The organism is Nonomuraea glycinis (assembly GCF_035920485.1).
Classification (GTDB): domain Bacteria; phylum Actinomycetota; class Actinomycetes; order Streptosporangiales; family Streptosporangiaceae; genus Nonomuraea; species Nonomuraea glycinis.
Window position 1 is genome coordinate 7,789,568 of record NZ_CP109166.1, and the last position, 26,706, is coordinate 7,816,273.

Here is a 26,706-nt window from a genome sequence, read left to right on the forward strand (position 1 = left end):
TTGGAGAGCGACATGTCCACTAGGCGCCAGTTCTACATCGGGGGTGCGTGGGTCGATCCGGCCGCGCCGCGGACCTTGGGCGTCCTCGACCCCGCGACCGAGGAGACGTTCGCGACGATCAGCCTCGGGACGGCCGAGGACGTCGACCGCGCGGTGGCGGCGGCGCGCGCGGCCTTCGCCACGTACTCGCAGGTCAGCGTGGAGCAACGGCTGGAGTACCTCGAGCGGATCATCTCCGGCTTCCGGGCTCGGCTGCCCGAGATCGCCCGGACGATGACGCGCGAGATGGGGGCGCCGATCACGTTCTCGACGGAACGCCAGGCCACGGTGGCGCTGTTCCACTTCGAGGAGGCGGCCCGCGTGCTCGCGGACTACTCCTTCGAGGAGGAGATGGGAGCCGGGATCGTGCGGCGCGAGCCGATCGGCGTCTGCGGTCTCATCACGCCGTGGAACTGGCCGCTGAACCAGGTCGCGTCGAAGGTGGCCCCGGCCCTCGCCACGGGATGCACCGTGGTGCTCAAGCCGAGCGAGATCGCGCCGCTCAGCGCCATGGTGCTCGCCGAGGTCATCCACGACGCCGGGCTGCCGCCCGGCGTGTTCAACCTCGTCAACGGTGACGGTCCCACGGTCGGTGAGGCCATCGCGGCGCACCCCGACATCGACCTGGTCTCGCTCACCGGCTCGACCGGTGCCGGCATCAGGGTCTCCAAGCTCGCGGCCGACACGGTGAAGCGCGTCGCGCTCGAGCTCGGTGGCAAGTCGGCCAACATCATCCTGCCCGACGCGGACCTGGAGTCCGCGGTCGTCGCCGGGGTGCACTCGTGCTACACCAACGGCGGCCAGAACTGTCAGTCGCCCACGCGGATGCTCGTGCACCGCTCTCAGCGCGACGAGGCGTACGCCGCGGCGCGACGGGCGGTCGAGGAGGTCCGTCTCGGGGACCCGTTCGATCCGTCGACCACGATGGGGCCCGTGGTGAGCCAGGCTCAGCTGGAGAAGATCACCGCGCTCGTGCAGTCGGGGATCGACGAGGGCGCGACGCTCGTGGTCGGCGGCCCGGGGCGCCCCGACGGGCTCGACAAGGGGTTCTACGTCCGCCCGACCGTGTTCGGCGATGTCACGCCGAAGATGCGGATCGCGCGCGAGGAGATCTTCGGCCCCGTGCTCTCGATCCTGCTCTACGAGACCGAGGACGAGGCCGTCGAGATCGCGAACGACACGCCGTTCGGGCTGGCGGGCTTCGTGCAGTCGAAGGACCCCGACCGCGCCCGCAGGGTCGCCAACCGCATCCGTGCGGGCCGTGTCTACCTCAACGGCGCTCCGTTCGACCGCAGCCTGCCGTTCGGCGGCTACAAGCAGTCCGGGAACGGACGAGAGTTCGGGCGGTTCGGCTTCGAGGAGTACCTCGAGGTGAAGGCCGTGCTCGGCTATCCGCAGTGAACGAGAGGACGACATGGTGAACCCTGACCACAGCGAGCGGCTGGCAGTCCTCCTGGACCGCGAGGAGCTCTTCGACCTGGTGAGGCGGGAACGCTTCGCCCGCGACCAGCGCCTCTTCGACGTGATGCGTGACTGCTTCCACGACGACGCCTACGTCCGGACCACGTGGTACGACGGACGCGGCGGCGAGGCCTACGTCGAGGCGACGAAGACGTGGATGGAGCGGACCGGGAACAGCAAGCACTGGGTCTTCCCCGCCTACGCGCGGGTCGAGGGCGACCGGGCGACCGTCGAGAGCCCGGCGAAGATCTTCAACCGGACCACGGTGGAGGGAGTGGAGGTCGACTTCCACGCCTACTGCCGGTTCTTCTCACGTGCCGTTCGGGACGAAGGACGGTGGAAGCTGATGAGCTTCGAGGTCCTGCTGGAGCGCGACGAGCTGCGCCCCGTCCACGCGGGTGCGGCGCTCCCGGTGGACGTGGCTCGGCTCGCTGGGCTTCGGCCGTCCTACCGGTTCCTCACCTGGATCCAGTCGACCCGCGGCGTGACGGTGAGTCAGGACCTGCTCGGCGACGACCGGCGGGCCGAGCTCGACGCGTTCCACCAGGGCGAGACCGCCTGGCTCGCCGGCACGGGATAGCGGTCAGCGCCGCGGGCCCTGACTGAGCCGCTCGGCGCCCGCTCCGACGGGCCCGGGCGTGCCCGAGGGCATCCGGCGCAGCAGCCACCCGTCTCCGTCCCACAGGTCCGCGCCCTTCCGAAGCGATCGCTGCGGAACGTGCTACGGTTGACTTCCGCATCGATCGATGCGGAAGTCGGGGTAGAGAGCGGTCGCACCCAACGGTTCGCTCGGCCACACACTGCGGGAGGGAACCCATGACCGTCACACTGATCACCGGGGCCAACAAGGGCATCGGTTTCGAGACAGCCAGACAACTTCTGGAGCTGGGGCACACCGTCTACATCGGTGCGCGCGACATCGAGCGAGGCGAGAAGGCCGCAGCCGCCCTGGGCGCACGGTTCGTGCAGCTCGACGTGACCGACGACGCCTCGGTGAGCAACGCGCTGGCGACGATCGGTGAGGCCGAGGGACAGCTCGACGTCCTGGTCCACAACGCGGGCATCCTCGGGAACGAACTCCTCGACGGTCCCACGGCCCTGCGGGCGTTCGACACCAACGCGGTGGGAATCGTACGCGTCACAGAAGCCGCACTCCCCTTGCTGCGCAAGTCCTCGAACCCCACCGTGGTCACCGTATCGAGCAGCGCCGGATCGTTCTGGGCGGTGAACAACCCTGACCGGCCCGAGTTCCACCTGCCGCTGGCGCTCTACTCCGCGTCCAAGGCGGCGGCGACCATGCTGACGGTCCAGTACGCCAAGTCCCAGCCCGGCATCAAGTTCAACGCGCTGGAGCCCGGCACCACAGCCACCGACATGACCGCGGCCTTCGGGATCGGAAGATCGCCGGAGGAGAGCGCCAGAGCTGTCGTTCGCCTGGCCACCCTCGACGTGGACGGCCCGACGGGAACCTTCCAAGACGAGACCGGAGAACTGCCCTGGTAGTCGCCACGCGGGCGTAGCAACGCGCGGCTCAACGCGCTCGTATTTGCCGCCGTAGCGGCATCCACCTCAGCGACATGGTCGCGACGATCAACGAAGAGGACATGAGCTCTCCTGATCACGGAGCGACACCCGATAACCCCCGGCCGAGCTCCTGCCGGGCGCGCCGCAGGAAGGCTCGCTCGGCCTCGTTCGCGGTGCCGGCGATGGCCGCGTCGTAGGCGGCCGCCGCCTCCTCGGCGCGATCCAGCCGGCGCAGCAGGTCGGCGCGGATGGCGTGAAACAGGTGGTAACCGCCGAGATCCAGGTCGTCGACGAGGGTGAGCGCGGCCTGCGGGCCGTCGACCTCGGCCACCGCCACGGCCCGGTTGAGTGCCACGATCGGGCTCGGGGCGATCGCCATGAGCTGGTCGTACAGCAGCACGATCTGCCTCCAGTCCGTGGGCGGCTCGCTGTGCACGGCGTTGACGGCCGCCTGGATCTGGTAGCGCCCGGGCCGGCCGCGGCGCAGGCAGCGCCGTACCAACTGCCGGCCCTCCGCGATCAGCTCCCGGTCCCAGAGGCCGGGGTCCTGGTCGGCGAGCAGGACGAGGTCGCCGTCCGGCGAGACGCGGGCGGGGCGGCGCGACTCCAGGAGGAGCATGAGCGCGAGCAGCCCGGTGACCTCGGGCTCGTCCGGCATGAGCTCGGCCAGGAGCCGTCCGAGTCGGACGGCCTCGGCGCACAGCTCCTCGCGGACCGGCCGGTCCCCGGAGCCGGCCAGGTAACCCTCGTTGAAGATCAGGTAGATGACGGCCAGCACGGCCTGGAGGCGGTCGGGCAGGTCGGCCTCGTACGGGATCCGGTACGGGATGCGGGCGTCGCGGATCTTGCCCTTGGCGCGCACCAGGCGCTGGGCCATGGTCGGCTCCGGCACCAGGAAGGCGCGGGCGATCTCGGCGGTGGTGAGCCCGCCCAGCAGCCGCAGCGTCAGGGCGACCTGGGCGGCCCGGGCGAGCGCCGGATGGCAGCAGGTGAAGATCAGGCGTAGCCGGTCGTCGCGCACGGGCCCCTCCTCCACGGGTTCGTCGCGGGCGTGCACCAGGGCGGCCTGGGCGTGGCGGTCCTCGCGGGAGGACTCACGCCGCAGGCGGTCGACGGCCCGGTTGCGGGCGGTGGTGATGATCCAGCCCGCCGGGCTCGGCGGCAGCCCCTCGGCGGGCCAGCGGCGCACGGCGACGGTGAAGGCGTCCTGGACCGCCTCTTCGGCGATGTCGATGTCGCCGAAGACGCGGACCAGGACAGCGACCGCGCGCCCGTACTCCTCGGTGAAGACGCTCTCGATCGCCGAGAGAGGCGTCACTGGAACGGCCGCACCTCGATCGGCAGCGTCGTGACGCGGGCGAGCTTGCGGCCCCACACGAGAGCGGCGTCGAGATCGGGCGCCTGGATGATGGTGAAACCGCCCAGGTGCTCCTTGCCCTCGGTGAACGGCCCGTCGGTCATGAGCACCTCGCCCGCCTGCGGGCGCAGCACGGTGGCGGTGCCCGGCGGGTGCAGCCCGGCGGCGAAGACCCAGGCGCCCGCGGCCCGGAGCTCGTCGTTGAGCGCTGCGAGATCGCGCATCACCGGCTCCAGGACCTCGGGCGGCGGCGGGTCGCCGTCGGGCTGGTAGATGCTGAGCAGATACTGCTTCATCGCGGATGTCCTCCTTGCTCTCACCTTCTATACGAACGACCGCCCCGCGAATCGACAGCCGTCCTGGCTCAGGTGTAGTAGCCGTCGACCGCGGCGCGGGCCTCCTCGTAGAGCGCCGGGCCCTCGTGGGGGACCTGCGGGAAGCCGCCGCCCGGCTTGAGACCGTCGAGCTGCTCGCCGGAGAGCGCGAACACGACGCGACCGAGGCCGGAGCGCTCGATGGCGCCCGTGCACATGCCGCACGGCTGGCAGCTGGTGTACATGGTGGTGTCGGCCGCGGCGTCGGCGTCGAGCTCGCGTGCCGCCCATCGGGCGAGCTTCAGCTCGGGGTGCGCGGTGATGTCGGAGTCGGCGAGGCTGGTGTTGCGCTCCTCGGCGATCACCTTGCCGTCCTTGCTCACCAGCAGCGACCCGAAGGGCGGGTTGCCGGCCTGCCTGGCGGAGGTGGCCAGCTCGATGGCCCTGCGGAGGAAGTGCTCGTCGTCCTGGCTCATGAGGTCTCCATTCGGGGTCGGTGGGCGGCGACCGCCGCGAGAGCTTCCCAGGCCACCTCGGGGTGGCCGGTCTCGTGCGGGTCGCCGTTGAAGGGATCGAGGACCACGGTGCCGGCGCCGAGCCCGTGCAGCTGTTCGAGGTCGTCGAGGATCTGCTCGATGGTGCCCTCGCCGGCCGCCCGGTCGGGTCCGGTGACCGGCGTGGTGGTGAGCCGCAGGATGATGCGCGGGACCACCGGCGGCACCGGGCGCTCCAGCTCGTCGGCGATGACCTTGAGCCGATCCAGCGCGCCACGCAGCCAGGGCAGCGTGAAGCGCAGCGGATGCCACGCGTCGCCCAGGCGTACCGCCCGGCGCAGCCCGGCGTCGCTGTTGCCGCCGACCCAGATCGGGATGCGACCGGGGCCGTAGTCGCCTTCGTCGGCCCAGGCGGCGCGCATGGCCCCGATGTGGTCGTCGGTCAGCTTGCCACGCTGCTTGAACGGGACGTCGAGCGCCTCGAACTCCTGCCGCGCCCAGCCGACTCCCACACCCAGCACCAGCCGCCCGCCGCTGAGCTGGTGCAGGTTGGCGGCCATCCGGGCGACGAGCAGCGGATGCCGGTACGGGACGATGAGCACAGTGGTGCCGAGCTTGACCCGCTGGGTGATCCCGGCGAGCCAGGCCAGCGTGGTGAAAGGCTCATAGAACGGCGCGGGATACTGCTCGGCCACATCTGGCGTCACCACCACGTGATCGGACAGCATGAGCAGGTCGTAGCCGAGCCCTTCGACCGTCTGCGCCCAGCGCCGCAGCGTGTCGGGATCGGCGCCTGGCCCGAAATTCGGAACGTTCACCCCAATGTGCATCAGCAAAGGCTACGGGGTCGCGGCCTCCCCTGCGTGAACGGCCGCTCTGAGCTTCTCCTCGCCGGTGAGGGTGGTGTCACTTCTCGTACGTGAAGCCGCCGGGACGCTCGCCGGGGCGGGAGGGTGGACAGGGCGGGAAACGAGCGTGACAGCAGGGGCCCCCCGGGTATGACAACCCGGAAGAAAATGACCACGGGAGGGAGGCGTGCCGCATGCTGAGCGACGGCGAACGCATGCTCGGCGGTCTCCTGCGGGCCAGTCACACCGCGACCCTGGAGGACGTCGTCCCCCTGGTCGCCCAGCACGCCGGCTACGCCGGTTTCACTGATACCCAGATCTACGTGGCGGATCTGCAGGGGGAGTTTCTCGTACCCCTGCCCGGGCAGGCCGATGCGGCGGGTGAGCCGCTCTCGCGGCTGCGCGTCGACGGCACTGTCGCCGGGCGGGCCTTCCGCGACATCACGCTCGTCAGAGCCCCGCTGAACAAGGCCGACGACCCGGACGCGGTGCGGCTGTGGGCGCCGCTGCTCGACGGCACCGAACGGGTCGGGGTGGTCGGCGCGATCACCCACCGCTCGGACGAGACGACCGAGTGGCGGATGAAACGCCTCGGCACGCTCCTGTCCCTGATGGTCGTCAGCAAGCGCCACTCCAGCGACACCTACGCCCAGCTGGTCCGCACCGAGCCGATGACCCTGTCGGCCGAGGTGCTGTGGAACCTCCTGCCGAACGGCAGCTTCGCCAACGACAAGGTGGTGCTCGGCGGCGCGCTCGAACCCGCCTACCAGGTGGGCGGCGACGCCTTCGACTACGGCATCACCGGGGACCTCCTGCACCTGACGATCCTGGACGCGATGGGCCACGACCTGACGTCCGGACTGACCGCGACCATCGCCACGGGGGCCTGCCGCAACAGCCGGCTCCAAGGGGTGGACCTGCTCACCACCAGCGAGGCGATCGACGAGGCGATCGCCGACCAGTTCCGCCAGACCCGCTTCGCCACCGGCATCCTGGCCGATCTGAACATGACCACCGGTGAGCTCACCTGGGTCAACCGCGGGCATCACCCGCCGCTGGTCATCCGCGACGGCCGCCTGGCCGCCACGCTGGAGAGCAAGGTTCCCGCGCCCCCGATGGGGTTCAGGCTAGGAACGTCGTCCGGGATCGAGCGCTATCAGCTCCATCGCGGCGACCGGCTGCTCTTCTACACCGACGGCATCATCGAGGCCCAGAGCCCGGAGGGGGAGATGTTCGGGCTGGACCGGTTCATCGAGTTCATCGTGCGGCACGAGGCGTACGGGATGTCCGCGCCGGAGACCCTGCGGCGGCTGATCCAGTCGATCCTGCGGCACCAGCACGGGCGGCTCCAGGACGACGCCACCGTGCTGACCGTGGAGTGGCAGGCCGGCCGGCACGTCGCCCTCATGATGTGACAGGCGCCCGGCCGCCCGCGGCCCAAGCGGTTCCCTGGGCGCGTCTCGACCACCGCCATCAGGCGGTCGAGACGCTTTGGGCGCACCGGCTCTCCGCACCGCGATCAGGCCGGTGCCGCCGCGGGCGCTAGACGGTGACAGAAAGTGATGCCAGGCGCCAGGTGCCGGGATCGGGCAGGCGCGCCGGGGGAGCGGCGAGGCTGAGGCCGGGGAAGCGGCGCAGCAGCGCGCCGAGCGCGACCTCCGTCTCCAGCCTGGCCAGCGGGGCGCCGAGGCAGAAGTGCGGGCCGTGAGCGTACGCGAGATGTCCTGACGATTCGGGGTCGCGGCGGAGATCGAGCCGGTCGGGGTCGGGATAGACGCGCGGGTCGCGGTTGGCGCACCCGATGGCGGCCGTGACGGGCACGCCCTTGGGGATCGGCACGCCGCCGACCTCGACGTCCTCGCTCGGGAAGCGCGGGATGGCGAGCAGCTGGGGCCCGCACCAGCGGGTCAGCTCCTCCACCGCGCGGGGCAGGAGAGCGGGGTCGGCGCGCAGCGCGCCGAGCTGGTCCGGATGGGTGAGCAGGGTCGCGACGGCGTTGACGATGAGGTTGATCGGCGTCTGCCCGGCCAGCACGAGCTGCCACACCAAGGTGACGAGCTCGGCGTCCCCCAGCCGGTCGCCGTCGTCCTCCTGGACCCGGATCAGGTCGGAGATCAGGTCGGGGCCGGGCTCCTGCCGCCGCCGGGCGATGGCCTGCTTCGCGCCCTCCATGATGCCGGGGATGGCCTTGGCCAGCTTCTCGCCTGAGCCCGAGGCGACGGCCGCGCCGTACTCCCGCCACTGGGCGCGGTCGGCCTCGGGGATGCCGACCAGCTCGCAGATCACGTCGATGGGCAGCGGCCGTGCGAAGTCGGCCAGCAGATCCACCGGGCTTCCGTCCGCGGTCAGGTCGTCCAGCAGGCCGTCGACGATCCGCTCGATCCGCGACCGGAACCAGGCGATGCGGCGCGGGGTGAACGCGGGCGCCACCAGCCTGCGCAGGCGCAGGTGCTCGGCGCCGTCCATCTCCTGCATGGTCCGCATGTAGACGAGGTACTCCTCGGGCACCTCCGGGCGCATGAAGCTGGCCGAGCTCAGCCGGAAGCGGGGGTCGGCCAGCATCGCCTTGGCGTCGGCATGGCGGGTCACGGCCCACATCGTGCCGAAACCGGGGGCGATGAGCCGGGCCACCGGCGACTGCTCCCGCGCGCGCCCGTAGGCGGCGAGCGGATCCTCCAGCACGCCGAGATCACTCAGGTCGATCTCCGGTACGCCGTCCATGGCGTTCCTCCTCATTCCGATGTTCTCATCATTCAAATGATGACGGTATCTCGCCTGGAGGAGTGCGGCAAACGGGCAAGTTAAAGATTGTTGACATCAGGTCCGGTGCGCTTTACATTTCGAGGGTGTCAACGATTTTTTACACGGAGGACGGCATGTCGTACGAGGAGAAGCGGGCGTGGGTCTACGCCGTGATCGCGGCCGTCGTGCCCGCGGTCTACGCCGTGATCGTGTTCGGGCAGCCGGCCGGCGCAGCGGAGGTCTCCTATGTGCGGCCGCTGCTCATCGCCGTCGGCGCCGGCATCCTGGCGAACGTCGTCGCCGGCACCCTGCTGCCCAGGGGCGCCGACCGCCGCGACGAGCGCGACGTCGGCATCTTCCGGTACGGCACCCAAGCCGGCTACTTCGTGCTCGCGGCGGGCGCCGCCGGCGCACTCCTGCTGACCCTGGCGGGATTCGCGCACTTCTGGATCGCCAACGCCCTCTACCTGGCGTTCGTCCTCGACGCGCTCGTCTCCTCGATCGTGAAGATCGTCGCCTATCGCCGGGGCTTCTAGGCATGGCCAAGCCCACCAAGATCACCAACACGATCCGCTACCTGCGCTTCACCCGGGAGGAGATGACGCAGGCCGAACTGGCGGCCCGCGTCGGGGTGACCCGGCAGACCATCATCGCCATCGAGCAGGGGCGTTACTCACCCTCGCTGGAAGTGGCGTTCCAGATCGCCAGAGTGTTCAACGTGCCGCTCGACGAGGTCTTCCAGTACCCCGGCGACGAGGCCGGCCCCTAACGAAAGGATGCTTCTCATGAGAGCCGCCATCTACGACACCTACGGCTTACCCGAGGTTCTCCGGGTGGAAGACGTCGAAACCCCGCAGCCCGGAGACAAGGACGTGCTGGTGAGGGTGGGCGCGGCACCGGTGTCGGCGGCGGATGCCACCTTCCGGGCGGGCACGCCGAGATACTCCCGGCTGTTCACCGGCCTCACGAAGCCGAAGGCGAAGACGCTGGGCGTCGACTTCGCCGGGGAGGTCGTGGCGGTCGGCAAGGACGTGAGCCGGTTCGCCGTAGGAGACCGGGTCCTGGGCGCCACCGGTGCCACGTTCGGCGCGCACGCCGAATATGTCCGCGTGCCCGCGGACGGGCCCCTGGTCATGGCGCCGGCCAACCTGTCCTACGACGAGGCCGCCTCCCTCAGCGGGGGAGTGCTGACCGCGCTGCCCTTCCTCAGGGACCACGCGCACCTCCGGCAGGGGCAGGAGATCCTCATCAACGGAGCGTCCGGGCAGGTGGGGCTGGCGGCGGTGCAACTGGCCAAGCACTTCGGAGCGCGGGTCGTCGGGGTGTGCAGCACCGCCAAACGGGACCTGGTGACCTCCTACGGCGCCGACGAGGTCGTCGACTACGTCACGGAGGACTTCACCCGCGCGAGCCGGAGCTACGACGTCGTCTTCGACGCGGCCGGCAAGAGCTCGTTCGCGCGGTGCGAACGCGTCCTGAAGAGCGGCGGGGTCTATCTGACCACCGTGCCCTCACCGGCGATCTTCCGCCAATCGCTGTGGACGCGGTGGTTCGGCGACAAGCGGGCCGGCGTCGCGTTCACCGGCCTGCGGAAGGACGGCGACAAAACCGCGGACCTGCGCTTCCTCGTGGAGATCGCGGAGGCGGGACACATCAGGCCGGCCATCGACGAGCGCTACCCCCTGGCCCGGGCCGCCGAGGCGCATCGGCGGATCGAGTCCGGCCTCAGCCGGGGGACCGTCCTCATCACGATGGAGCGGCACGACAGCTGACCTCCGAACGATCGACGCGCTCGGGAACGCTCGGCGTCTGGGTATCACTTCAGGACGGCCCTACACAGAGGAGCGTGATCATGCCTGTTCTGGGTGGCTTCCACCATGTCAGGCTGCCCGTCTCGGATGTGGGCAAGAGCCTGGAGTGGTACACGCGCGTGCTTCGCCTCGAAGTGTCGATCGAGTTCATCGAGGACGGCGTGCTGGGTGCTGTCGCCCTGATCGACGCGAACCGGACCCTCACCCTCGCCCTGCGCGAGGACCCCCAGCGCGCCGCCGGCCTGGCCGGATTCAACGCGCTGTCCTTCGGCGTGCCGACCATGCAGGCCCTGCGCGTCTGGGCCGGCCACCTGGACGCGCTCGGCGTCGAGCATTCCGGCATCGCCGAAGGCAGCACGGGCTGGCTCATCGGCGGCATCATCGACCCGGACGACATGGAGATCCGGCTCTTCACCCATGAGAGGCGGCCATGAACGCCACCCATCAGGTCGCGCCGCCGGCCTGAGAACCGCGCGCTGCTTCCCCTGACCCCGCATCAGGTCGGCGCGCCGGCCAGCCGACGGGCGAGGGAGTCCAGGGTGGCGACGAGGTCGGCGACCTCCGCCACCTCCACGCCCAGCGCCTCGGCCAGGGCGCCGTCGACGGTCATGCTCTCGGCGTTGCGCCGCCCCTTCTCCGGTACGCCGGGCGCGGGACGCACCAGGGTCCGCCGCCGGTCCGCGGGGTCGGTCTCGGTGACCACCAGGCCGTCCTCGCGGAACCTGGCCACCGAGGAGGACACCAGGCTCTGCGGGAAACCGGTGCGCTCGGTGACCTCCCTGATCGAGCTGCCCGGATGCTCGAAGACGTCGACGAGGATCGTCCGCGCGCTGTTCGTCAGCGCGTGGAACCCCGATCGGGGGATGGCGTCCTGACCGATCCTGATCAGCTTGTGTCCCAGGAGAAACAGCTCCAGCCCGTTCATGCGTCCATGATGCACCACATACGTGATACATCTTAAATATGATGCATCTAGAATCAGATGGAGTTGGCGCGCTGGACGTGCCCGGGGCCCGCCTGCGCTATCTGCGACGGGGCAGCGGCCCGCTGCTTCTGCTGGTCGCCGGCGGCGACGGGGACGCGGCGGCCGGCGACGACCTCGCCGCCCACCTCGCCGACTCCTACACCGTGCTCACCTACGATCGGCGCGGCCTGTCCGGAAGCACGGTCCACGACCCGGCACAGTCGCCGACCGTCACCACCCACGCCCACGACGTCCACCTGCTCCTCGCCGCCCTGACGGCAGAGCCCGCGTACGTCTTCGGCAGCAGCATCGGCGCGCTGATCTCCCTGGAGCTGGTGTCCCGCCACCCCGAGCAGGTCGGCCTCCTGGTCGCGCACGAGCCGCCCGCGACCCAACTGCTGCCCGAGCCCGAGCGTACGAGCGCCCGCGATGACCAGCGGAGGGCCGAGGACGCCTTCCAGGCGGCGGACGCCTCAGCGGCGATGCTCACCTTCGCGGCCTTCGCCGGCATCGACCCCGCCGACCGCGAGCCGGACGTGGTGCTCATGCCACTCGGCCCGGAACGACTGCCGAACATGGAGTACTTCCTGACCCATGACGCCCCGGCGGTGCGCCGTCATCGGCTGGACCTGGCCGCCCTGAAGGAGGCGTCCACCCGGATCGTGCCCGCCGTCGGCCAGGCCTCCGCGCACATCTGGGCCCACCGCTGCGCCCGCCTGCTCGCCGAAGAGCTCGGCACCCCGTACGCCGAGTTCCCCGGCGGCCACAACGGCAGCGTCTTCCGCCCCCGGGCCTTCGCCGCCACCCTGCGCGACGTGCTCGGCGGCCGGCTGCCGTGACCCAGCGACCGAGCAGGCGGCGAGTCGCCGGCCGCCTGCTCGGCGGTGCTAGGGCATGATCTCGTTCAGGATCGGGATGAGGTGCTCCTCCTCATAGGTGAGGTGGGCATCGAGCTCGGCGATCAGCCGTTCCACCTCGCCGAGCAGGGTCGCGGGATCCGTACCGTCGCCTGAGACGAGCTTCTGGAGCTCGTCGAGCAGCGACTTGATCTCCTGATGCTCGCGGCGCAGCCGCGTCAGGGCCGGGGCGAGTCCGGGGTGCTGCCCGTCGAGGTGCGGGAACATGTGCCCGTCCTCCATCAGGTGGTGGTGTTCCAGCCCTTGGCACAGGGCGAGGCAGTTGATGCGCAGTTGCGAGCCGAGGCCGGGCCCGGACTCCGCCACCTCCTTGCGGACCAGGGCGAGCTCCCGGCGGAACGCGTCATGGATCGCCTTGAGCCCGTCCCCTCCCCGGGTGATGTTCGCGGTGGGGGTACCGACGGGGGTCAGCGCGACGACGGGGATGACGCGCCCGGAGGCGGCCTGGTATTCGGCCCAGCCGGGATCGGCTTCGACGGCGCGGGCGAAGATCTCGTCGCGTTCGCCGCCCTGAAGGATCCGCGCGTCGGCTTCGCGGGTGAACATCCCGTCCTCGATGGTGACCCGGGGGTTGGCGCGCAGGTTGTGGTACCAGGCCGGGTTGGTGGGGGCGCCGCCGGCCGAGGCGATGACGAACACGCTGCCGGAAGCGTCCGGCAGGTAGCCGAGCGGGGTGGTGTGACGGGCGCCGGTCCTGGCTCCCGTGGTGGTCAGAAGGAGCAGCCTGGCCCCTTCGAGGGGCGGGCCTACCTGGCCCTGGTTGGCGCGGAACTGGTCGATGATCTGCTGGTTGAAGTCGGGCATGCTCTGCTTTCTTCGGGCGTGCGGACAAGACCGCAGGGATATGCGGCGAAATTTCGGTACATCGCACGCCGACGCCCAGGCCGTGGGCAGGCAAGCCTCGAAGAACACGGGACACGTGAACGAGGCGGCGGTCAACACCACCGAGCGCGGGGACGGCGCGCGGGCGCGATCAGATCAGTCGCTGCCGGTGAGCTGTGAAGTCACGGTATCGTCCCCTTGCTGCGCGGCCTCCATGCCGCCACCGTCCTCCAGATGGCGTCACGCGACCTGCCGACGATTACACGACGTCCGACCGTGCCTGTCAATCTCGGCGGCCCCTAACCGGTCCGGCCCCCTCGACGGCGCCCGCGTGTTCTCCCTGGCCGAGGCGCCCGCCCGCCGAGGTTTGCGCGCCGCCGATCGGCTCGGATAGTGTGCGCGTCGCCGGCAGTTGACCGACACGACCGAGGAGGTGAGACCCATTACCGCTGGACCAGGTCGGGTGCTCTCACCTCACGGCCGCGCGGATCACCTGGCGTAGGTGACCGGGAGAGCGCCCACAGCATCCCCGAAAGGCGCTCATGTCCCTCCCTCATTCCGCCATCGTCACCAAACTCCGCGCCGCCGGCTGCGTCTTCGCCGAGGACGAAGCCCGTCTGCTCATCGCCACGGCACAGACCCCGGCGGAGCTCATCGACATGGTGGACCGGCGAGCCGGTGGCCTGCCGCTCGAACACGTCCTCGGCTGGGCGGAGTTCTGCGGGCTGCGCGTCGCCGTCGACCCCGGCGTCTTCGTGCCCCGCCCCCGCACCGAATTCCTCCTCCGCCAGGCCACCGCCCTGGCCCCCACGCCGTACGTCCCCGATCCCACCGCCCTGACTGCCAAGCCCTCCCCGCTCACCCCCACGCCGTACGCCCCTCATCCCACCGCCCCGACGCCGTCCGGGGAGCGGCCGGTGGTGGCCGTCGATCTGTGCTGCGGCACCGGGGCGCTGGGGGCCGCCCTGGTCGCGGTGCTGGAGCGGGTCGAGCTGCACGCCTCCGACATCGACCCGGCCGCGGTCACGTGCGCCCGCCGCAACCTCACCGCCGCCGGCGGTCAGGTGTACGAGGGCGACCTGTACGAGCCGCTGCCCTCTGACCTCCTGGGCCGGATCGACCTGCTGCTCGCCAACGTGCCGTACGTGCCCACCGGTGAGATCGACCTGCTCCCCTCGGAAGCTCGCCTGCACGAGGCCCGGGTAGCGCTCGACGGTGGCGCGGACGGCCTCGACGTCCTGCGCCGGGTGACGGCCGAGGCGGGGAAGTGGCTCGCGCCGGGCGGCCACCTGCTGTTCGAGACCAGCGAACGCCAGGTGCCGCAGGCCGTCGAGGCCGTGACCCGCCACGGCCTCGACGCCCGCGTGACCATCTCCGACGAATGGGACGCGACCGTCATCATCGGCACCCGCCCCTGACCCAGCGTATATAGCAGGTTTGACTTATATAAGTTCACCCTGAAATAATGAGGTCGTGCACGCATTCGACGTTCTCGGTGACCCTGTCCGGCGCCGGATCCTGGAGTTGCTCGCCGACGGCGAGCTGAGCTCCGGCGAGGTCACCGCCGTCATCCAGCGCGAGTACGGCATCTCCCAGCCCGCGGTCTCCCAGCACCTGAAAGTGCTGCGGGACAACGGCTTCGCCAGCGTCCGTGCCCAGGGCACCCGGCGGCTCTACGCCGTGGACCCGGGCCCGCTGCGCGAGGTCGACGAGTGGCTGGAGCGTTTCCGCGGTTTCTGGAACCAGCGCCTGGACGCCCTGGCGACGGAGCTGGCCCGCGGCAGGCGCGACCGCCGACCCTCTGAACCACGACCGAAAGACGAGCCCGACTGATGGACATCATCGACGAGATCACGCGAACCCATCGCGAACTCAAGGAGAGCGGCGAGACCAAGAGCCTTCTGGTGACCCGGCACTTCGACGCCGAGACCAAGGATGTCTGGGACGCCTGCACGACCGCTGAGCGGATCAGCCGCTGGCTGACGCCGATCACCGGAGACCTCCGCCTCGGCGGCTCCTTCCAGCTGAAGAGCAACGCCAGCGGTGAGATCCTGCAGTGCGAGCCGCCCAGCCTGCTCAAGGTGAGCTGGGTGTACGGCGGCCCGCCCGCCTCGGAGGTGGAGGTGCGCCTGTCCGCCGAGGACGGCGGCACCCGCTTCGAGCTGCGGCACACCGCGGAGCCACCGCCCGACATGTGGACGCGGTTCGGTCCCGGCGCGGTCGGCGTCGGCTGGGACCTGTCACTGCTCGGCCTGAGCCTGCACCTGAGCGGCGGCGTGCTGCCGGATCACGAGACCTTCCACGAGACCGAGGAGGGCAGGCAGTTCATCACCCGCATCAGTCAGGCCTGGGGCGAGACGTTCCTGGCCACCGGCGCCGACGCCGAGCAGGTCGCCGCGGCCACCGCGGCCACCACCGCCTTCTACGCACCCTCTGGAGAGTGACCACCATGCCGCAGAAGATCACCACCTTCCTGATGTTCGAAGGAGGCATCGCCGAAGAGGCGATGACCTTCTACATCTCTCTCTTCGACGACGCCGAAGTGCTCGCCATCACCCGCTACGGCCCGGGTGAGCCGGGCGCCGAGGGCAGCGTGATGCACGCCACGTTCAAGCTGGCGGGCCAGGAGTACATGGCCATCGACAGCGCCGTGCATCACGCGTTCACGTTCACCCCGTCGATCTCGCTCTACGTCCAGTGCGAGACGGAGGCCGAGCTCGAGCGGCTGTTCACGGCGCTGTCGGAGAAGGGCGAGACGCTGATGCCCCTCGGCAACTACGGGTTCAGCACCAAGTTCGGCTGGGTGTCCGACCGGTTCGGCGTGTCCTGGCAGCTCAACCTCGCCTGATCCCGGCGTCAGTGGAGCAGGGCCGACGGGTCCCGCTCCGGCGGGCCGGCCGGCCACCACGCGTCGCCGCGCCGGGCGAACGGATACCAGCGCCCGTCGCGCCCGTACCGCACCTGGCGCTCGCCGAGCGTCCACCGGTTGCGCCACCTGTCCACCTCGGGGGGAGGCTCGTCCTCCCAGCCGGACTCCAGCAGCGCCTGGGCCCTGGCCAGGTCCTTCCTGGGCGGGGTCCAGGCGGATTCGAGCACGTCCAGGCCGTCGACGCCGCCGTGCCGCCACGCCTCGACGGCGGCGTCGAGGCCGAGGTCCAGGCCGAACGTGGCGGACATCCGTACCCTGTCCTGATGTTCTGTCAGGGTGCGCAGGTCGCCGGAGGTCAGCAGTTCGCGCGCCCGGGAGGCGGCGGAGGCGGCGAGCACCCGCAGGGCGGCGACGTCGACGCCGGGGGCGGGCGCCAGCATCAGCGGCGCGAAGGCGGCGTCCAGCGGGGGCGGGTCGGGCAGCGGCGGGACGCCCATGGCGAACGCGTCGGCGGCGGGGGTGCCCGGCGGGGCGGTGGCGGGCAGGTCGCGCCGCTGCAGCGCCTCGATCAGGTCGTGCTCGTCCCGGCCGCGCAGCAGCAGGAGCACGAACGGGTCGGCGTCGAGCAGCCAGGACGCCTGGTAGCACAGGGCGGCCGCGTGCTGGCAGGGGTGGCCCCAGTCCGGGCAGGTGCAGCGGGGCTCCAGGTCGCCGACCGTGGGCAGCAGGGGCACGGCGGCGTCCTCCGCCGCCTCGACGAGGTCGTGCGGCATGTCGCGGTCGAGCAGGGCGGCGATGTGCCCGGCCTTGGCGGCCACCTGGTCCAGGAAGCGTTCCCAGGCGGCGTCGGTGAGCTGCTCGACGTGCACGACGGTGTCGTACTCGTCCTCGGTGACGGCCGCCAGCCGGCCGGGGCTGACGGTGATGGGGCCGACCTGGCCGGTCTTGGCGTAGGCGCGGCCCCGCTGCAGCAGGATCTGGTCGAGGGAGGTGTCCTCCAGCGCCTTGATCCAGGCCCGGCCCCACCAGGCGGTGGCGAAGCGGGCGCCGGCGCGCTGGCGGGGGAAGGCGGGAAATCCGCGGGCGGCGTTCATCTGAGCTCCACGAGGGCGGCGAGTTCGGCGTCGGTCAGCTCGGTAAAGGCCCCCTCGCCGGCGGCGAGCACGGCGTCGGCCAGGGAGCGCTTGGCGTCGAGCATCTGGGCGATGCGGTCTTCGATGGTGCCTTCGGCGATCAGCCGGTGGACCTGCACCGGCCTGGTCTGGCCGATGCGGTGGGCGCGGTCGGTGGCCTGGTCCTCGACGGCGGGGTTCCACCAGCGGTCGTAGTGGATGACGTGGTCGGCGCGGGTGAGGTTGAGCCCGGTGCCGGCCGCCTTCAGCGACAGCAGGAAGACCGGGACGTCGCCGTCCTGGAAGCGCTGGACCATCTCCTCGCGCCTGGCCACCGGGGTGCCGCCGTGCAGCAGCTGGGTGCCGACGCCGCGGCCGGCCAGGTGCTTGTCCAGGAGCCTGGCCATGGTGACGTACTGGGTGAAGACGAGCACGGCGCCGTCCTCCGCGACGATCGTGTCGACCAGTTCGTCCAGCAGTTCCAGCTTGCCGGAGCGGCCGGGCAGCCGGGGCGTGGCCTCGTGCAGGTATTGGGCGGGGTGGTTGCAGATCTGTTTGAGCCCGGTCAGCAGCTTGACGATCAGGCCGCGCCTGGCCATGCCCTGGGCGGACTCGATCTGGCCGAGGATCTCCCGCACGACCGCCTCGTACAGGCCCGCCTGCTCGGTGGTGAGGGCCACCGGCCGGTCGGTCTCCGTCTTGGGCGGCAGCTCGGGCGCGATGCCGGGGTCGGACTTGCGGCGGCGCAGCAGGAACGGCCCGACGAGCCGGGCCAGCCGCTCGGCCGTCGCCTGGTCGCCGGACTCGACGGGCTTGGCCCAGCGCGAGCGGAACCTGGTCAGCGGGCCGAGCAGTCCGGGGGTGGTCCAGTCGAGGATGGCCCACAGCTCCGACAGGTTGTTCTCCACCGGGGTGCCGGTCAGCGCGACGCGGGCGGCCGCCGGGATCTCGCGCAGCGCTTTGGCGGTGCCGGAGATCGGGTTCTTGACGTGCTGGGCCTCGTCGGCGACGAGCAGGCCCCAGGGGTGCTCGGCCAGGCGTTCGGCGTCCAGCCGCATGGTGCCGTAGGTGGTGAGGACGAACCCCTCATCGGCCAGGGCGCGGCCGGCGCCGTGGAAGCGGCGCACCGGGACACCGGGGGCGAACCTGCCGATCTCGCGCTCCCAGTTGCCCAGCAACGACGCCGGGCAGACGACCAGCGTCGGCCCCGGGCCGTGCCGCTCCTGACCCTGCTGGGACAGGTGCAGGTGCAGGGCGATCAGCGTGATGGTCTTGCCCAGGCCCATGTCGTCGGCCAGGCAGCCGCCGAGCCCGAGCGAGGTCATCCTGACGAGCCAGCGCAGCCCCTGGAGCTGGTAGTCGCGCAGGGTGGCCGCCAGGCCCGCCGGCGGGCCGATGTCCTCCGGCTCGGCCAGCCGGTCGCGCAGCTCGCGCAGCCAGTCGCTCGGCTCCACCGCCACCTGCTCGCCGTCGACCTCCACCGTCCCGGTCAGCGCGGCGCCGAGGGCGTCCAAGCCGGTCAGCGGCTTGAGCTCGCGCTGGCGGGCCTTGCGGGCGACGTCGGGGGTGACGAGCACCCACTGGTCGCGCAGCCGCACGACCGGGCGGTGCGCCTCGGCGAGCAGGTCCATCTCGGCGGCCGTGAGCCGCTCGCCGCCGAGCGCCACCTGCCAGTCGAAGCGGGTCAGGTGGGCGCCGCCGAGGAACGACGGCATGTCGGACGGCGCCGGGTCACGCTCGCCGAGGACCGCCCGGGCGCTCAGGCCCTGGACCAGTGATCGGGGCCAGTGCACCTCGACCCCGGCCGCGGCCAGCCGGTCGGCGGCCCCCGCGAGCAGGTCCTCGACGTCGGCGTCGGACAGCACGAGCTCGTCCGGCACGGCGCTGTCCAGCAGCCGGTCCAGCCGCGGCCAGGCGCGGGCGGCGCCGCGGATGGCGATGGTCGCGTCGATCCTGGCCCGCCCGCCGAAGCCGGGGTCGCGCCCCTCCCACAGGTCGGCCGCGTCCACCACCAGCGACGGGTCGGCCAGGCTGTGCAGTTGCGCGACCGCGCGGAACTCGGCGCGCGCCGGATCGCCGGTCTCCAGCCGCAGGGACAGCCGCACGCCGGAGTCGAGCCCCGCCGACACCTCCGCCGCCCAGGTGCGCAGCCGGGGTACCTTGACGGGCTTGGCGGCGGCGAACGCGCTGGTCCCGGTGGCCCGCACCGCGCCGGGGGAGCGCGGCATCGCATCGGCCACCGCGTCCAGGAAGGCCCGCACGTGACCCTCCGCCTCGGCCAGGCGCAGGTCCGCATCGACCGGTAGGGCACGGGCCGCGGCGGGCATGGCGTCGGCCAGCTCGCGGATCCGCCGGGCGTCGGCCTCGTCGAAGGGGCCGGCCCGCCAGGAGTCGTGCTCACCCGCCGTGACGCCGGGCAGGATGCGGCCTCGGGCGACGAGCTGGAGCGCCACCAGCGACGCGGCGCCCCAGAACCGCGCGGCGGGATGGGCCGTCTCGTCCCGGCGCGCTCTGGCCAGGGCGGCGACCGCCTCGGTGACCGGGACGCGGACGGCCGGAGCCTCGCGGACACGCACCTCCCCGTCGTGGTGCTCCACGACGGTGGCAATGGTGTCCCCCTGAGGGTCGAGGAAGGCCATCCAGCCGGATCTGGGCGGATCGCTGGGCTGGAAAACGACCGGGTGTCGTACCGAATCTGGTGTGAGACTCACAACCGTACAGTGTACGGTAAGTGGGGGTGAGGTTTACCGCAGGGGAGGTCGGGCGTCTTCCGCATTCCCCGGCACTGCGAATGATCCGTAGCCTTAGGCGCATGGTTGATTGGGTCGTGTCATTAATGGCCGCTCTCGGTGCGCCCGGGGCGGGAATCGCTATCGCGCTGGAGAACTTGTTCCCGCCGCTGCCGAGCGAGGTGATCCTGCCGCTGGCGGGGTTCACCGCGAGCAGAGGAGAGATGAATCTCATCAGCGCGCTGCTGTGGACCACGGGAGGTTCCGTGGTCGGCGCACTGGCCCTCTACTGGATAGGGGCGCTCCTCGGTCGCGAGCGGACGCTGGCGATCGCTGCCAAGCTGCCGCTCGTCAAGGTCTCCGACATCGAGAAGACCGAGGCCTGGTTCCTCAAGCACGGAAAGGCGACGGTGTTCTTCGGGCGGATGATTCCCATCTTCCGCAGCCTGATCTCGGTGCCGGCCGGCGTCGAGCGCATGAACATGGTCACATTTCTGCTACTGACCACTGCGGGCAGCGCGATCTGGAACACCATCTTCGTGATGGCCGGATACCTCCTGGGGGCGCAGTGGGCGCTGGTCGAGACGTACGCGGGCATCGGGTCGAAGGTCGTGCTCGGCCTGGTCGTGCTGGCGGTGGTGGTCTTCATCGTGGTACGGCTGCGCGAGCGCAGCAAAGGACGGCATGCGGTCCGCAGTTGAGGGAGCACGACGGCTCGGCGCGGTGGCCCTGGGGATGGTCACCGCGGCGGTTGAGCTGGTTTTCCTGCTGGTGACGCTGCCGTTCCTGGGCAGTGCCAGGGTGGCGGCGGCGGCCGGGCGGCTGGCGGGGTTCGAGGCGTGGCGGCTGCGCCTGGACCCCGCCGCGCTGGACGCGATGGGCGATGGCCGGCGGGTGCTGCGTTATCTGGCGCTGCGCGTGCCCGTCGGGATGCTGGGCGGGCTGGTGGTGCTGCTGCTGGTGCCCGGGATCGGGGCGGCCGTGCTCTTGGCGATGTCGTGGGCCGTGGGTGAGCCCTTCGACGGGATGACACCGACGCTTCCGCTGGTGGCGTACGCCTTCGTCGCGGGACTCGTACTGCTATTTCTGGATTTGTCGGGTGTGATGGGCGTGCACGCGCTGGAACGGCGGCTGGCCCGCCGGATGCTCGCCGGCGACCCGACCGTGGCGCTGGAGCGCCGGATCGCCGAGCTGGCCGAGAGCCGGGCGGGGATCGTGGCGGCGGTCGACTCCGAGCGGCGCAGGATCGAGCGTGACCTGCACGACGGGCTGCAGCAGCGGCTCGTCGCGCTGTCCATGCTGATCGGCCGCTCCCGGCGCGGCCGGCCCGAACTGCTGGACCAGGCGCACAGCGAGGCGCAGCAGGCGCTGGCCGAGCTGCGGGAGGTGGCCTGGCGGGTCTACCCGAGCGGGCTGGACTCGCTGGGGCTGAGCGAGGCGCTGGCGGGAGTGGCCGAGAGGTCGGGCGTACCGGTCAGCGTGACGTGCGAGCTGCCGGATCGGCCGCCGATGGCGGTGGAGACGGCGGCGTACTTCGTGGTGAGCGAGGCGGTCACCAACGCCGCCAAGCACGCCGGCGCCTCCGGCATCACCGTGGACGTGCGCAGGGAGGGGATCACGCTCGTCGTCCGGGTGCGGGACGACGGGACAGGCGGCGCGCGCCTGGCGGGCGGCGGGCTGTCGGGGCTGCGGCGCCGGGTGTCCGCGCTGGACGGCGCCTTCGAGGTGGTCAGCCCGCAGGGCGGGCCGACGGTGATCACGGCGGAGTTGCCATGCGCGTGATCCTCGCCGAGGACTCCACCCTGCTGCGCGAGGGCCTGGTACGGCTGCTGCTGGAGGAGGGGCACCAGGTGCCCGCCGCGGTGGGCGACGGTGACGCGCTGGTCGAGGCGGTGGCCGAGCACCGGCCGGACATCGTAGTGGCGGACGTGCGGATGCCGCCCACGCACACGGACGAGGGACTGCGCGCCGCGCTGGAGATCAGGCGGCGCTGGCCCGAGGTCAAGGTGCTGGTGCTGTCGCAGTATGTGGAGAAGAGGTACGCCACCGAACTGATGAGCGCGAACGTGTCCGGGGTCGGATACCTGCTGAAGGACCGGGTGGCGCAGGTCGCGGACTTCCTCGACGCGCTGGACCGGGTGGGCGCCGGGGGAGCGGCGTTCGATCCCGAGGTGGTGCGCCAGTTGCTGGCGCGTACGACGCAGGTGGATCCGCTGGCGCGGCTGACTCCCCGCGAGCGGGAGGTCCTGGAGCGCATGGCGCAGGGGCTCACCAACGCCTCCATCGCTCAGGCCCTGCACGTTTCGCAGAGCGCGGTGGAGAAGCATGTGAACTCCCTTTTCGACAAGCTGAGCCTGTCCCACGCCACCGGCTACAGCCGCCGCGTGCTGGCGATTCTGCGCTTCCTGGAGTCCTGAGCTTTCTCGACGGCATACGCCTGGCGGACAAGTATGCCCGTCTTGACAATTTTATTTGTCGGTGAGACGGTGGTGGCACACCCCGAGAAGCGGAGAAGACCCATGAGGAAGATCATCGCCGGCCTGTTCATCTCGCTCGACGGCGTCGTGGAGGCGCCGCAGAAGTGGCACTTCCCCTACTTCAACGAGGAGATGATGCAGTCCGTCACCTGGCTGATGGAGCGCGGCGACGCCATGCTGCTGGGCCGGGGGACCTATGACGAGTTCGCCGCGCACTGGCCGCACCAGGACCCCGCCGACCCGATGGCCAGGACACTGAACGAGACGCCGAAATATGTCGTCTCCACCACGATGGAGACCGCCGCCTGGCAGAACAGCACGATCATCAACAGTGACGTCGCGGCCCGGCTCACCGAGCTCAAGCAGCAGCCAGGCAAGGACATCACGATGAGCGGCAGCCCCACGCTGGTCTCCTGGCTGCTGACCGAGGGCCTGCTGGACGAGCTGCACCTGCTGGTGCACCCGATCATCCTGGGCACCGGTCAGAGGTTGTTCACCGAGGGGATCGGGCAGATCCCGCTCACCCTCACCGCGTCCGAGTCCTTCAGCACCGGCGTGCTGGACCTGACCTACGAAAGGGCCTGATCATGGCTGCCAAGACCGTCGCCGACAAGCTGCTCATCAAGCCGGGCGGCACCGTGTGGATCTCCGACGACGAGCACCTGCCCCGCGTCGGGCCGCTGCCCGAGAAGGCCGAGCGGGTCAGCGACCCGCGCGAGGCCGCCGTCGCGGTGCTCTTCGCCGCCGACGCCGCCACCGCCCGCCGCCTGCTCGACGAGCATCGCGGCGGCCTGACCGGGACGACCTGGATCGCCTACCCCAAGGGCAACAAGGCGGACATCAACCGCGACACGCTCTGGCCGATCGTGACGGAGTACGGGTTGCGGCCGAACGGGCAGGTGGCCCTGGACGAGGTGTGGTCGGCGCTGCGCTTCCGGCCGTACAAGGAGGGTGAGGCTCCGTTCACGGGAGGCCGCTGAGGCCGTCCGCCGGCCTGGCGCGGCGCCCTGGACAGGTCGGCGCGGAGCCCGGACGGACCGCTGCGGAGCCCGGACGGGCCGGCGCGGAGCAGGGCGAACGCGCGGTCGACCAGGGCCGTTAAGTCGGCAAAGCTTTGACATGTCGGGATTGGCGGCAACCGGGGGATGGAATGATGCGCTCTGCCTTGTCGGCCCGCGTGATGGGGGAGCGGAAATGATCGACCGTAAACTGGGCGTCCACTCCGAGGTCGGCACGCTGCGCAAGGTGATCGTGCATCGGCCGGAGCTCAGCCTGCGACGGCTCACCCCCGCCAATAACGACGAGCTGCTGTTCGACGACATCCTCTGGGTCGAGCAGTCGCAGAAGGAGCACGACGCGTTCGTGACGGTGATGCGCGAGCGCGGCGTCGAGGTCTTCTATCACCAGAAACTGCTGGCCGAGGCACTGGACGCCGACTTCGAGGCCAAGCAGCACGCCCTGGAGCAGGCCGTCACCCATCTGACCGTCGGCCCGTCACTGGTCGACGCCGTCCGGGAGACGCTGTCCGGGTGGAGCGGCGAGAAGCTCGCCACCCATCTGATCGGCGGCCTGACCAAGGAGGAGTTCGGCGTCGCGGACATGGACACCCGCTCGCTGGTCACGGCGTCCGGCGATCCCCAGGCGTTCCTGCTGCCGCCGCTGCCTAACTCGCTCTATCAGCGCGACCCGTCGGCGTGGCTGTACGGCGGGGTGTCGCTCAACCCGATGTTCTGGCATGTCCGCCTGCTGGAGACCATGAACCAGTCCACGATCTACCACTACCACCCGATGTTCGCCTATGAGGACTTCTCCTTCTGGTACCCGTTCGCGGGCGACGACGAGCGGTTCAACGAGGAGTCCTACGGCAACGCGGCCATGGAGGGCGGCGACATGATGCCCATCGGCCACGGCACGGTGGCCATCGGCATCAGCGAGCGCACCAACCCCCGCACGATCGAGCACATCGCGCTGTCGCTGTTCGCCTCCGGCGCGGCCGAGCGGCTGATCGCGGTCAACGTCCCGAAGAGCCGCTCCTACATGCACCTCGACACCGTCTTCACCTTCCTGGACGTGGACAAGGCCACCGCCTATCCGCCGTTCCTGGAGGCCGCCGCCACCTACTCGGTGCGGCCGGGCGACAAGGAGGGCACGCTGGAGGTGCATCGCGACCGCAGTTTCGTCGGCGCCCTGGAGGAGGCGCTCGGCCTGACCACGCTGGACATCGTCCCGACCGGCGGCGACGACTTCCAGCGGGCCCGGGAGCAGTGGGACTCGGGCAACAACTTCTTCGCGCTCTCGCCCGGCGTGGTGATCGGCTACCACAAGAACCAGTTCACCAACCGCAAACTGCGTGAGCACGGCGTGGAGGTCCTGGAGATCGAAGGCTTCGAGCTGGGCAAGGGCCGGGGCGGCGCGCACTGCATGACCTGCCCCATCGAGCGCGACGCCATCTGACCGACCAGGCCAACCGCGCCACTGAAGGGGTCCGCCGGATCCGGCCCGCCTCCCGCTCCACCCGCGGGTACCAACTTGCCCGAACAGCCCGTTTTCCTGGAGAAAGGCCCGGGTACCCGATCCGCGACATCAGCTGCGGATCGGGGGGAACGCGCGTGATCACTGACTGCCGGACGGGTGTCCGATGACCAGCCACCCGGCTCTCGTTCTGTTCCTGGCGCTGTTCGGCCTCTACAGCCCGGTCGCCGCGCTCGCCTCCTACGTGCCCATCGTACGGACCTTCGACGGATCGCAGATCATCCGGCTGGCCCTGGGCCTCGCCTTCAACGTCGCGGTGTTCGTCCTGGTCGCGCTCTGGGTCGGCGAGCCGGTGCTGAAGCTGCTGGGCATCAGCACCGCCGCGCTCACCGCCACCGGAGGCATCGCCCTCAGCTTCGCCGCCATCCCGCTGATGCTCGGCAAGGCCGGAGCCGTCGAGGAGCTGAACAAAGCGGACGAACAGGCCCCTGAGCCGCCGGCGAACGTCCAGTCGGTGCTGTTCACGCCGGTGACCTTCCCGCTCACGGTGGGCGGCACCACCTTCGCCTTCTGCGTCGCGGCCGCCGCCGACGCCGGCAGCCTCCGGGACAAGCTCTTCCTGTCGATCGCCACGCTGGCCTTCGCCGTCGTCACCGGCCTCACCATGTACGCGGCCGGCCACGTCCAGCGGCGCATCACCTTCAAGGGCGCCATGCTCCTCGACCGGGTGGCCGGCATCCTGCTCACCGCCATCGCCGTCATCCTGCTCGCCAACGGCTTCACCGACCTGGTCACCGCCCGCCTGGACCGCTGACCGGCCGACGGTTGTCCGGCCAGGAGCGCCGGGAGCGCCGTGCCCGGCCGGCAGCGCCGTGCCGGTCCTGGAGCCGTTCCCGCCCACCCGCCCGGTCAGTCCGGGGCCTTCGCTTCCAGGTAGTGGTGCAGGTGGCCGGCGCCTTCGAGCATGGCTCTGGCCCGCCGGGTCAGCTCCGCCTGGCGTTGCGCGATGGCGGCGCGGAGCGCGTCGCTGCTGCCCGTGCGGCGCAGGCCGTCGAGGACGAGCTGGATCTGGGAGAACGGGTAGCGGCCCTGCCGGAGCATGTTGATCATGCGGGCGTCCCGGACGTCGGTGGGGCCGAAGCTGCGATAGCGGGTGCTGGGCTCGCGTCTAGGGGTCAGGAGGCCGACCGACTCCCACAGACGCAGCGTCGAGGTGCGTACCCCGAGGTAGGCGGCCACTTCGCCGATGCGCATGCCGGAGCGCGGCAGCGGCGCCGCCTCCGGGTTCTGCTCCGCGACCGCTTCGAGTGCCGCGCCCGCCGCCTGGAGGGACAGCCGCTCCTCGTGCAGCGCGACATGGCCGGCGTCCAGCAGCGTGAGGGCGAGCGGGAGGTCGGCGTCGTGCACGGCCTGCATGACCGTTCTGGCGGTGTCCCTGCCGTAGCCTCGCGTCAGAGCCTGGTAGGTGAGCAGGGCCGAGCGGTGCTCGGCGCCGAACCGGCGATAGCCCGACTCCGTCCGCGGCACCGGCGGCAGGATGCGCTCGGCGGCGTAGTTGCGGATCTGCTGGGTGGAGATGTCCGCCAGCCGCGCCAGATCGATGGGGCGGATGCCTGCTTTCTCACGGCTCATACGGCCCATCATCCTGTCGTGCCGGTTCCATGGCAATTTGAGGGTTGAGCGTACAAGACCTCGATTTATGCCGAAAAATCTGGAAAAAGTTTAGACGATTGGGTCAATGAGACACTTGAACG

30 protein-coding genes are annotated in these 26,706 nt (G+C 70.8%); 20 read left to right on the plus strand and 10 right to left on the minus strand.

Annotated elements, in window-relative coordinates; translation table 11 throughout:
- Positions 1–12 precede the first annotated feature (12 nt).
- From OHA68_RS36655 to OHA68_RS36665, 3 genes are all read left to right on the plus strand, one after another.
- Positions 13–1,440 carry an aldehyde dehydrogenase family protein gene (locus tag OHA68_RS36655; protein ID WP_327104339.1) on the plus strand — a complete coding sequence of 476 codons (1,428 nt, stop codon included), beginning with the start codon at positions 13–15 and terminating at the stop codon, positions 1,438–1,440.
- Positions 1,441–1,453: 13 nt separating this feature from the next.
- A complete protein-coding gene (locus OHA68_RS36660) occupies positions 1,454–2,080 on the plus strand; it encodes a nuclear transport factor 2 family protein (RefSeq protein WP_327104340.1) in 627 nt (208 codons plus the stop codon).
- Between the two features lie 236 nt (positions 2,081–2,316).
- Positions 2,317–3,003, plus strand: a complete 687-nt coding sequence (locus OHA68_RS36665; RefSeq protein WP_327104341.1) for an SDR family NAD(P)-dependent oxidoreductase — start codon at positions 2,317–2,319, stop codon at positions 3,001–3,003.
- Between the two features lie 115 nt (positions 3,004–3,118).
- On the opposite strand, the gene OHA68_RS36670 is transcribed toward OHA68_RS36665, so the two are convergent.
- The 4 genes from OHA68_RS36670 to OHA68_RS36685 all read right to left on the minus strand — a co-directional run bounded on the left by OHA68_RS36670 (position 3,119) and on the right by OHA68_RS36685 (position 6,019).
- Positions 3,119–4,342 (minus strand): RNA polymerase sigma factor, encoded by a 1,224-nt coding sequence (locus OHA68_RS36670; protein ID WP_327104342.1) that lies wholly within the window; start codon positions 4,340–4,342, stop codon positions 3,119–3,121.
- The gene (locus OHA68_RS36675) at positions 4,339–4,677 is read right to left on the minus strand and encodes a YciI family protein (RefSeq protein ID WP_189144615.1); all 339 of its coding nucleotides are present in this window, start codon (positions 4,675–4,677) and stop codon (positions 4,339–4,341) included. The genes OHA68_RS36670 and OHA68_RS36675 overlap by 4 nt, the downstream gene beginning before the upstream one ends.
- A 68-nt stretch (positions 4,678–4,745) precedes the next feature.
- On the minus strand, positions 4,746–5,171 hold the full coding sequence (locus OHA68_RS36680; protein ID WP_327104343.1) for a nucleoside deaminase: 426 nt from the start codon (positions 5,169–5,171) through the stop codon (positions 4,746–4,748).
- Positions 5,168–6,019 (minus strand): LLM class flavin-dependent oxidoreductase, encoded by an 852-nt coding sequence (locus OHA68_RS36685; protein WP_327104344.1) that lies wholly within the window; start codon positions 6,017–6,019, stop codon positions 5,168–5,170. Before OHA68_RS36685 ends, OHA68_RS36680 begins: the two co-directional genes overlap by 4 nt.
- A gap of 212 nt (positions 6,020–6,231) precedes the next feature.
- Here OHA68_RS36685 and OHA68_RS36690 point away from each other — a divergent pair, with 212 nt between their 5' ends.
- Positions 6,232–7,452, plus strand: a complete 1,221-nt coding sequence (locus tag OHA68_RS36690; RefSeq protein ID WP_327104345.1) for a PP2C family protein-serine/threonine phosphatase — start codon at positions 6,232–6,234, stop codon at positions 7,450–7,452.
- Positions 7,453–7,579: 127 nt separating this feature from the next.
- Here OHA68_RS36690 and OHA68_RS36695 read toward each other — a convergent pair whose 3' ends face one another.
- On the minus strand, positions 7,580–8,758 hold the full coding sequence (locus OHA68_RS36695; protein ID WP_327104346.1) for a cytochrome P450 family protein: 1,179 nt from the start codon (positions 8,756–8,758) through the stop codon (positions 7,580–7,582).
- 125 nt (positions 8,759–8,883) lie between these two features.
- Between OHA68_RS36695 and OHA68_RS36700 the strand changes: the two genes are divergently transcribed.
- The 4 genes from OHA68_RS36700 (at position 8,884) to OHA68_RS36715 (ending at position 11,024) form a co-directional block, all read left to right on the plus strand.
- On the plus strand, positions 8,884–9,315 hold the full coding sequence (locus tag OHA68_RS36700; RefSeq protein ID WP_327104347.1) for a hypothetical protein: 432 nt from the start codon (positions 8,884–8,886) through the stop codon (positions 9,313–9,315).
- A gap of 2 nt (positions 9,316–9,317) precedes the next feature.
- Positions 9,318–9,548: a helix-turn-helix transcriptional regulator gene (locus tag OHA68_RS36705; protein WP_189144609.1), complete on the plus strand. Its 231-nt coding sequence runs from the start codon at positions 9,318–9,320 to the stop codon at positions 9,546–9,548.
- A 16-nt stretch (positions 9,549–9,564) separates the two neighbouring features.
- Complete coding sequence (locus OHA68_RS36710) at positions 9,565–10,551, plus strand: NAD(P)-dependent alcohol dehydrogenase (RefSeq protein ID WP_327104348.1); 987 nt, start codon at positions 9,565–9,567, stop codon at positions 10,549–10,551.
- A gap of 80 nt (positions 10,552–10,631) precedes the next feature.
- Positions 10,632–11,024 (plus strand): VOC family protein, encoded by a 393-nt coding sequence (locus OHA68_RS36715; protein WP_189144607.1) that lies wholly within the window; start codon positions 10,632–10,634, stop codon positions 11,022–11,024.
- Between the two features lie 62 nt (positions 11,025–11,086).
- Here the strand turns inward: OHA68_RS36715 and OHA68_RS36720 are convergent, their stop codons facing one another.
- Complete coding sequence (locus OHA68_RS36720) at positions 11,087–11,515, minus strand: MarR family winged helix-turn-helix transcriptional regulator (protein ID WP_189144606.1); 429 nt, start codon at positions 11,513–11,515, stop codon at positions 11,087–11,089.
- 77 nt (positions 11,516–11,592) lie between these two features.
- On the opposite strand from OHA68_RS36720, the gene OHA68_RS36725 reads away from it, so the two are divergent.
- A complete protein-coding gene (locus tag OHA68_RS36725; RefSeq protein ID WP_327104349.1) occupies positions 11,593–12,393 on the plus strand; it encodes an alpha/beta fold hydrolase in 801 nt (266 codons plus the stop codon).
- 48 nt (positions 12,394–12,441) lie between these two features.
- Here the strand turns inward: OHA68_RS36725 and OHA68_RS36730 are convergent, their stop codons facing one another.
- A complete protein-coding gene (locus OHA68_RS36730; RefSeq protein WP_327104350.1) occupies positions 12,442–13,275 on the minus strand; it encodes a nitroreductase/quinone reductase family protein in 834 nt (277 codons plus the stop codon).
- A 560-nt stretch (positions 13,276–13,835) separates the two neighbouring features.
- Between OHA68_RS36730 and OHA68_RS36735 the strand changes: the two genes are divergently transcribed.
- From OHA68_RS36735 to OHA68_RS36750, 4 genes are read left to right on the plus strand one after another with little or no spacing between them, the layout of a single operon-like run.
- A complete protein-coding gene (locus OHA68_RS36735; RefSeq protein WP_327104351.1) occupies positions 13,836–14,711 on the plus strand; it encodes a putative protein N(5)-glutamine methyltransferase in 876 nt (291 codons plus the stop codon).
- A gap of 55 nt (positions 14,712–14,766) precedes the next feature.
- Complete coding sequence (locus OHA68_RS36740; protein ID WP_327104352.1) at positions 14,767–15,126, plus strand: ArsR/SmtB family transcription factor; 360 nt, start codon at positions 14,767–14,769, stop codon at positions 15,124–15,126.
- The gene (locus tag OHA68_RS36745) at positions 15,126–15,737 is read left to right on the plus strand and encodes an SRPBCC family protein (protein ID WP_327104353.1); all 612 of its coding nucleotides are present in this window, start codon (positions 15,126–15,128) and stop codon (positions 15,735–15,737) included. Before OHA68_RS36740 ends, OHA68_RS36745 begins: the two co-directional genes overlap by 1 nt.
- 5 nt (positions 15,738–15,742) lie before the next feature.
- Positions 15,743–16,141: a VOC family protein gene (locus OHA68_RS36750; protein WP_327109606.1), complete on the plus strand. Its 399-nt coding sequence runs from the start codon at positions 15,743–15,745 to the stop codon at positions 16,139–16,141.
- An 8-nt stretch (positions 16,142–16,149) separates the two neighbouring features.
- Here OHA68_RS36750 and OHA68_RS36755 read toward each other — a convergent pair whose 3' ends face one another.
- Positions 16,150–17,256: an SWIM zinc finger family protein gene (locus tag OHA68_RS36755; RefSeq protein ID WP_327104354.1), complete on the minus strand. Its 1,107-nt coding sequence runs from the start codon at positions 17,254–17,256 to the stop codon at positions 16,150–16,152.
- Positions 17,253–19,985 (minus strand): DEAD/DEAH box helicase, encoded by a 2,733-nt coding sequence (locus OHA68_RS36760; protein WP_327104355.1) that lies wholly within the window; start codon positions 19,983–19,985, stop codon positions 17,253–17,255. Before OHA68_RS36760 ends, OHA68_RS36755 begins: the two co-directional genes overlap by 4 nt.
- A gap of 101 nt (positions 19,986–20,086) precedes the next feature.
- On the opposite strand from OHA68_RS36760, the gene OHA68_RS36765 reads away from it, so the two are divergent.
- The 7 genes from OHA68_RS36765 to OHA68_RS36795 all read left to right on the plus strand — a co-directional run bounded on the left by OHA68_RS36765 (position 20,087) and on the right by OHA68_RS36795 (position 25,766).
- The gene (locus tag OHA68_RS36765) at positions 20,087–20,704 is read left to right on the plus strand and encodes a DedA family protein (RefSeq protein WP_327104356.1); all 618 of its coding nucleotides are present in this window, start codon (positions 20,087–20,089) and stop codon (positions 20,702–20,704) included.
- Positions 20,688–21,785: a sensor histidine kinase gene (locus OHA68_RS36770; protein ID WP_327104357.1), complete on the plus strand. Its 1,098-nt coding sequence runs from the start codon at positions 20,688–20,690 to the stop codon at positions 21,783–21,785. The genes OHA68_RS36765 and OHA68_RS36770 overlap by 17 nt, the downstream gene beginning before the upstream one ends.
- A complete protein-coding gene (locus tag OHA68_RS36775; protein ID WP_189144599.1) occupies positions 21,776–22,420 on the plus strand; it encodes a response regulator in 645 nt (214 codons plus the stop codon). The genes OHA68_RS36770 and OHA68_RS36775 overlap by 10 nt, the downstream gene beginning before the upstream one ends.
- 102 nt (positions 22,421–22,522) lie before the next feature.
- Complete coding sequence (locus OHA68_RS36780) at positions 22,523–23,065, plus strand: dihydrofolate reductase family protein (protein ID WP_327104358.1); 543 nt, start codon at positions 22,523–22,525, stop codon at positions 23,063–23,065.
- Positions 23,066–23,067: 2 nt separating this feature from the next.
- The gene (locus tag OHA68_RS36785; protein WP_327104359.1) at positions 23,068–23,460 is read left to right on the plus strand and encodes a hypothetical protein; all 393 of its coding nucleotides are present in this window, start codon (positions 23,068–23,070) and stop codon (positions 23,458–23,460) included.
- Positions 23,461–23,674: 214 nt separating this feature from the next.
- Entirely contained in the window at positions 23,675–24,934 is a 1,260-nt protein-coding gene (locus tag OHA68_RS36790) for an arginine deiminase (protein WP_327104360.1), read from the plus strand.
- Between the two features lie 184 nt (positions 24,935–25,118).
- Positions 25,119–25,766, plus strand: a complete 648-nt coding sequence (locus tag OHA68_RS36795) for a MarC family protein (protein WP_327104361.1) — start codon at positions 25,119–25,121, stop codon at positions 25,764–25,766.
- A 95-nt stretch (positions 25,767–25,861) separates the two neighbouring features.
- On the opposite strand, the gene OHA68_RS36800 is transcribed toward OHA68_RS36795, so the two are convergent.
- Complete coding sequence (locus tag OHA68_RS36800; protein ID WP_327104362.1) at positions 25,862–26,584, minus strand: MerR family transcriptional regulator; 723 nt, start codon at positions 26,582–26,584, stop codon at positions 25,862–25,864.
- Positions 26,585–26,706 lie beyond the last annotated feature (122 nt).

Excerpts from the sequence above, each read along its gene's own strand:
- OHA68_RS36655 (WP_327104339.1), top strand. The coding sequence starts at position 13 with ATGTCCACTAGGCGCCAGTTCTACATCGGGGGTGCGTGGGTCGATCCG.
- OHA68_RS36660 (WP_327104340.1), top strand. The coding sequence starts at position 1,454 with ATGGTGAACCCTGACCACAGCGAGCGGCTGGCAGTCCTCCTGGACCGC.
- OHA68_RS36665 (WP_327104341.1), top strand. The coding sequence starts at position 2,317 with ATGACCGTCACACTGATCACCGGGGCCAACAAGGGCATCGGTTTCGAG.
- OHA68_RS36675 (WP_189144615.1), bottom strand. The coding sequence starts at position 4,677 with ATGAAGCAGTATCTGCTCAGCATCTACCAGCCCGACGGCGACCCGCCG.
- OHA68_RS36680 (WP_327104343.1), bottom strand. The coding sequence starts at position 5,171 with ATGAGCCAGGACGACGAGCACTTCCTCCGCAGGGCCATCGAGCTGGCC.
- OHA68_RS36685 (WP_327104344.1), bottom strand. The coding sequence starts at position 6,019 with ATGCACATTGGGGTGAACGTTCCGAATTTCGGGCCAGGCGCCGATCCC.
- OHA68_RS36690 (WP_327104345.1), top strand. The coding sequence starts at position 6,232 with ATGCTGAGCGACGGCGAACGCATGCTCGGCGGTCTCCTGCGGGCCAGT.
- OHA68_RS36695 (WP_327104346.1), bottom strand. The coding sequence starts at position 8,758 with ATGGACGGCGTACCGGAGATCGACCTGAGTGATCTCGGCGTGCTGGAG.
- OHA68_RS36705 (WP_189144609.1), top strand. The coding sequence starts at position 9,318 with ATGGCCAAGCCCACCAAGATCACCAACACGATCCGCTACCTGCGCTTC.
- OHA68_RS36710 (WP_327104348.1), top strand. The coding sequence starts at position 9,565 with ATGAGAGCCGCCATCTACGACACCTACGGCTTACCCGAGGTTCTCCGG.
- OHA68_RS36715 (WP_189144607.1), top strand. The coding sequence starts at position 10,632 with ATGCCTGTTCTGGGTGGCTTCCACCATGTCAGGCTGCCCGTCTCGGAT.
- OHA68_RS36720 (WP_189144606.1), bottom strand. The coding sequence starts at position 11,515 with ATGAACGGGCTGGAGCTGTTTCTCCTGGGACACAAGCTGATCAGGATC.
- OHA68_RS36730 (WP_327104350.1), bottom strand. The coding sequence starts at position 13,275 with ATGCCCGACTTCAACCAGCAGATCATCGACCAGTTCCGCGCCAACCAG.
- OHA68_RS36735 (WP_327104351.1), top strand. The coding sequence starts at position 13,836 with ATGTCCCTCCCTCATTCCGCCATCGTCACCAAACTCCGCGCCGCCGGC.
- OHA68_RS36745 (WP_327104353.1), top strand. The coding sequence starts at position 15,126 with ATGGACATCATCGACGAGATCACGCGAACCCATCGCGAACTCAAGGAG.
- OHA68_RS36750 (WP_327109606.1), top strand. The coding sequence starts at position 15,743 with ATGCCGCAGAAGATCACCACCTTCCTGATGTTCGAAGGAGGCATCGCC.
- OHA68_RS36755 (WP_327104354.1), bottom strand. The coding sequence starts at position 17,256 with ATGAACGCCGCCCGCGGATTTCCCGCCTTCCCCCGCCAGCGCGCCGGC.
- OHA68_RS36765 (WP_327104356.1), top strand. The coding sequence starts at position 20,087 with ATGGTTGATTGGGTCGTGTCATTAATGGCCGCTCTCGGTGCGCCCGGG.
- OHA68_RS36770 (WP_327104357.1), top strand. The coding sequence starts at position 20,688 with ATGCGGTCCGCAGTTGAGGGAGCACGACGGCTCGGCGCGGTGGCCCTG.
- OHA68_RS36775 (WP_189144599.1), top strand. The coding sequence starts at position 21,776 with ATGCGCGTGATCCTCGCCGAGGACTCCACCCTGCTGCGCGAGGGCCTG.
- OHA68_RS36780 (WP_327104358.1), top strand. The coding sequence starts at position 22,523 with ATGAGGAAGATCATCGCCGGCCTGTTCATCTCGCTCGACGGCGTCGTG.
- OHA68_RS36785 (WP_327104359.1), top strand. The coding sequence starts at position 23,068 with ATGGCTGCCAAGACCGTCGCCGACAAGCTGCTCATCAAGCCGGGCGGC.
- OHA68_RS36790 (WP_327104360.1), top strand. The coding sequence starts at position 23,675 with ATGATCGACCGTAAACTGGGCGTCCACTCCGAGGTCGGCACGCTGCGC.
- OHA68_RS36795 (WP_327104361.1), top strand. The coding sequence starts at position 25,119 with ATGACCAGCCACCCGGCTCTCGTTCTGTTCCTGGCGCTGTTCGGCCTC.
- OHA68_RS36800 (WP_327104362.1), bottom strand. The coding sequence starts at position 26,584 with ATGAGCCGTGAGAAAGCAGGCATCCGCCCCATCGATCTGGCGCGGCTG.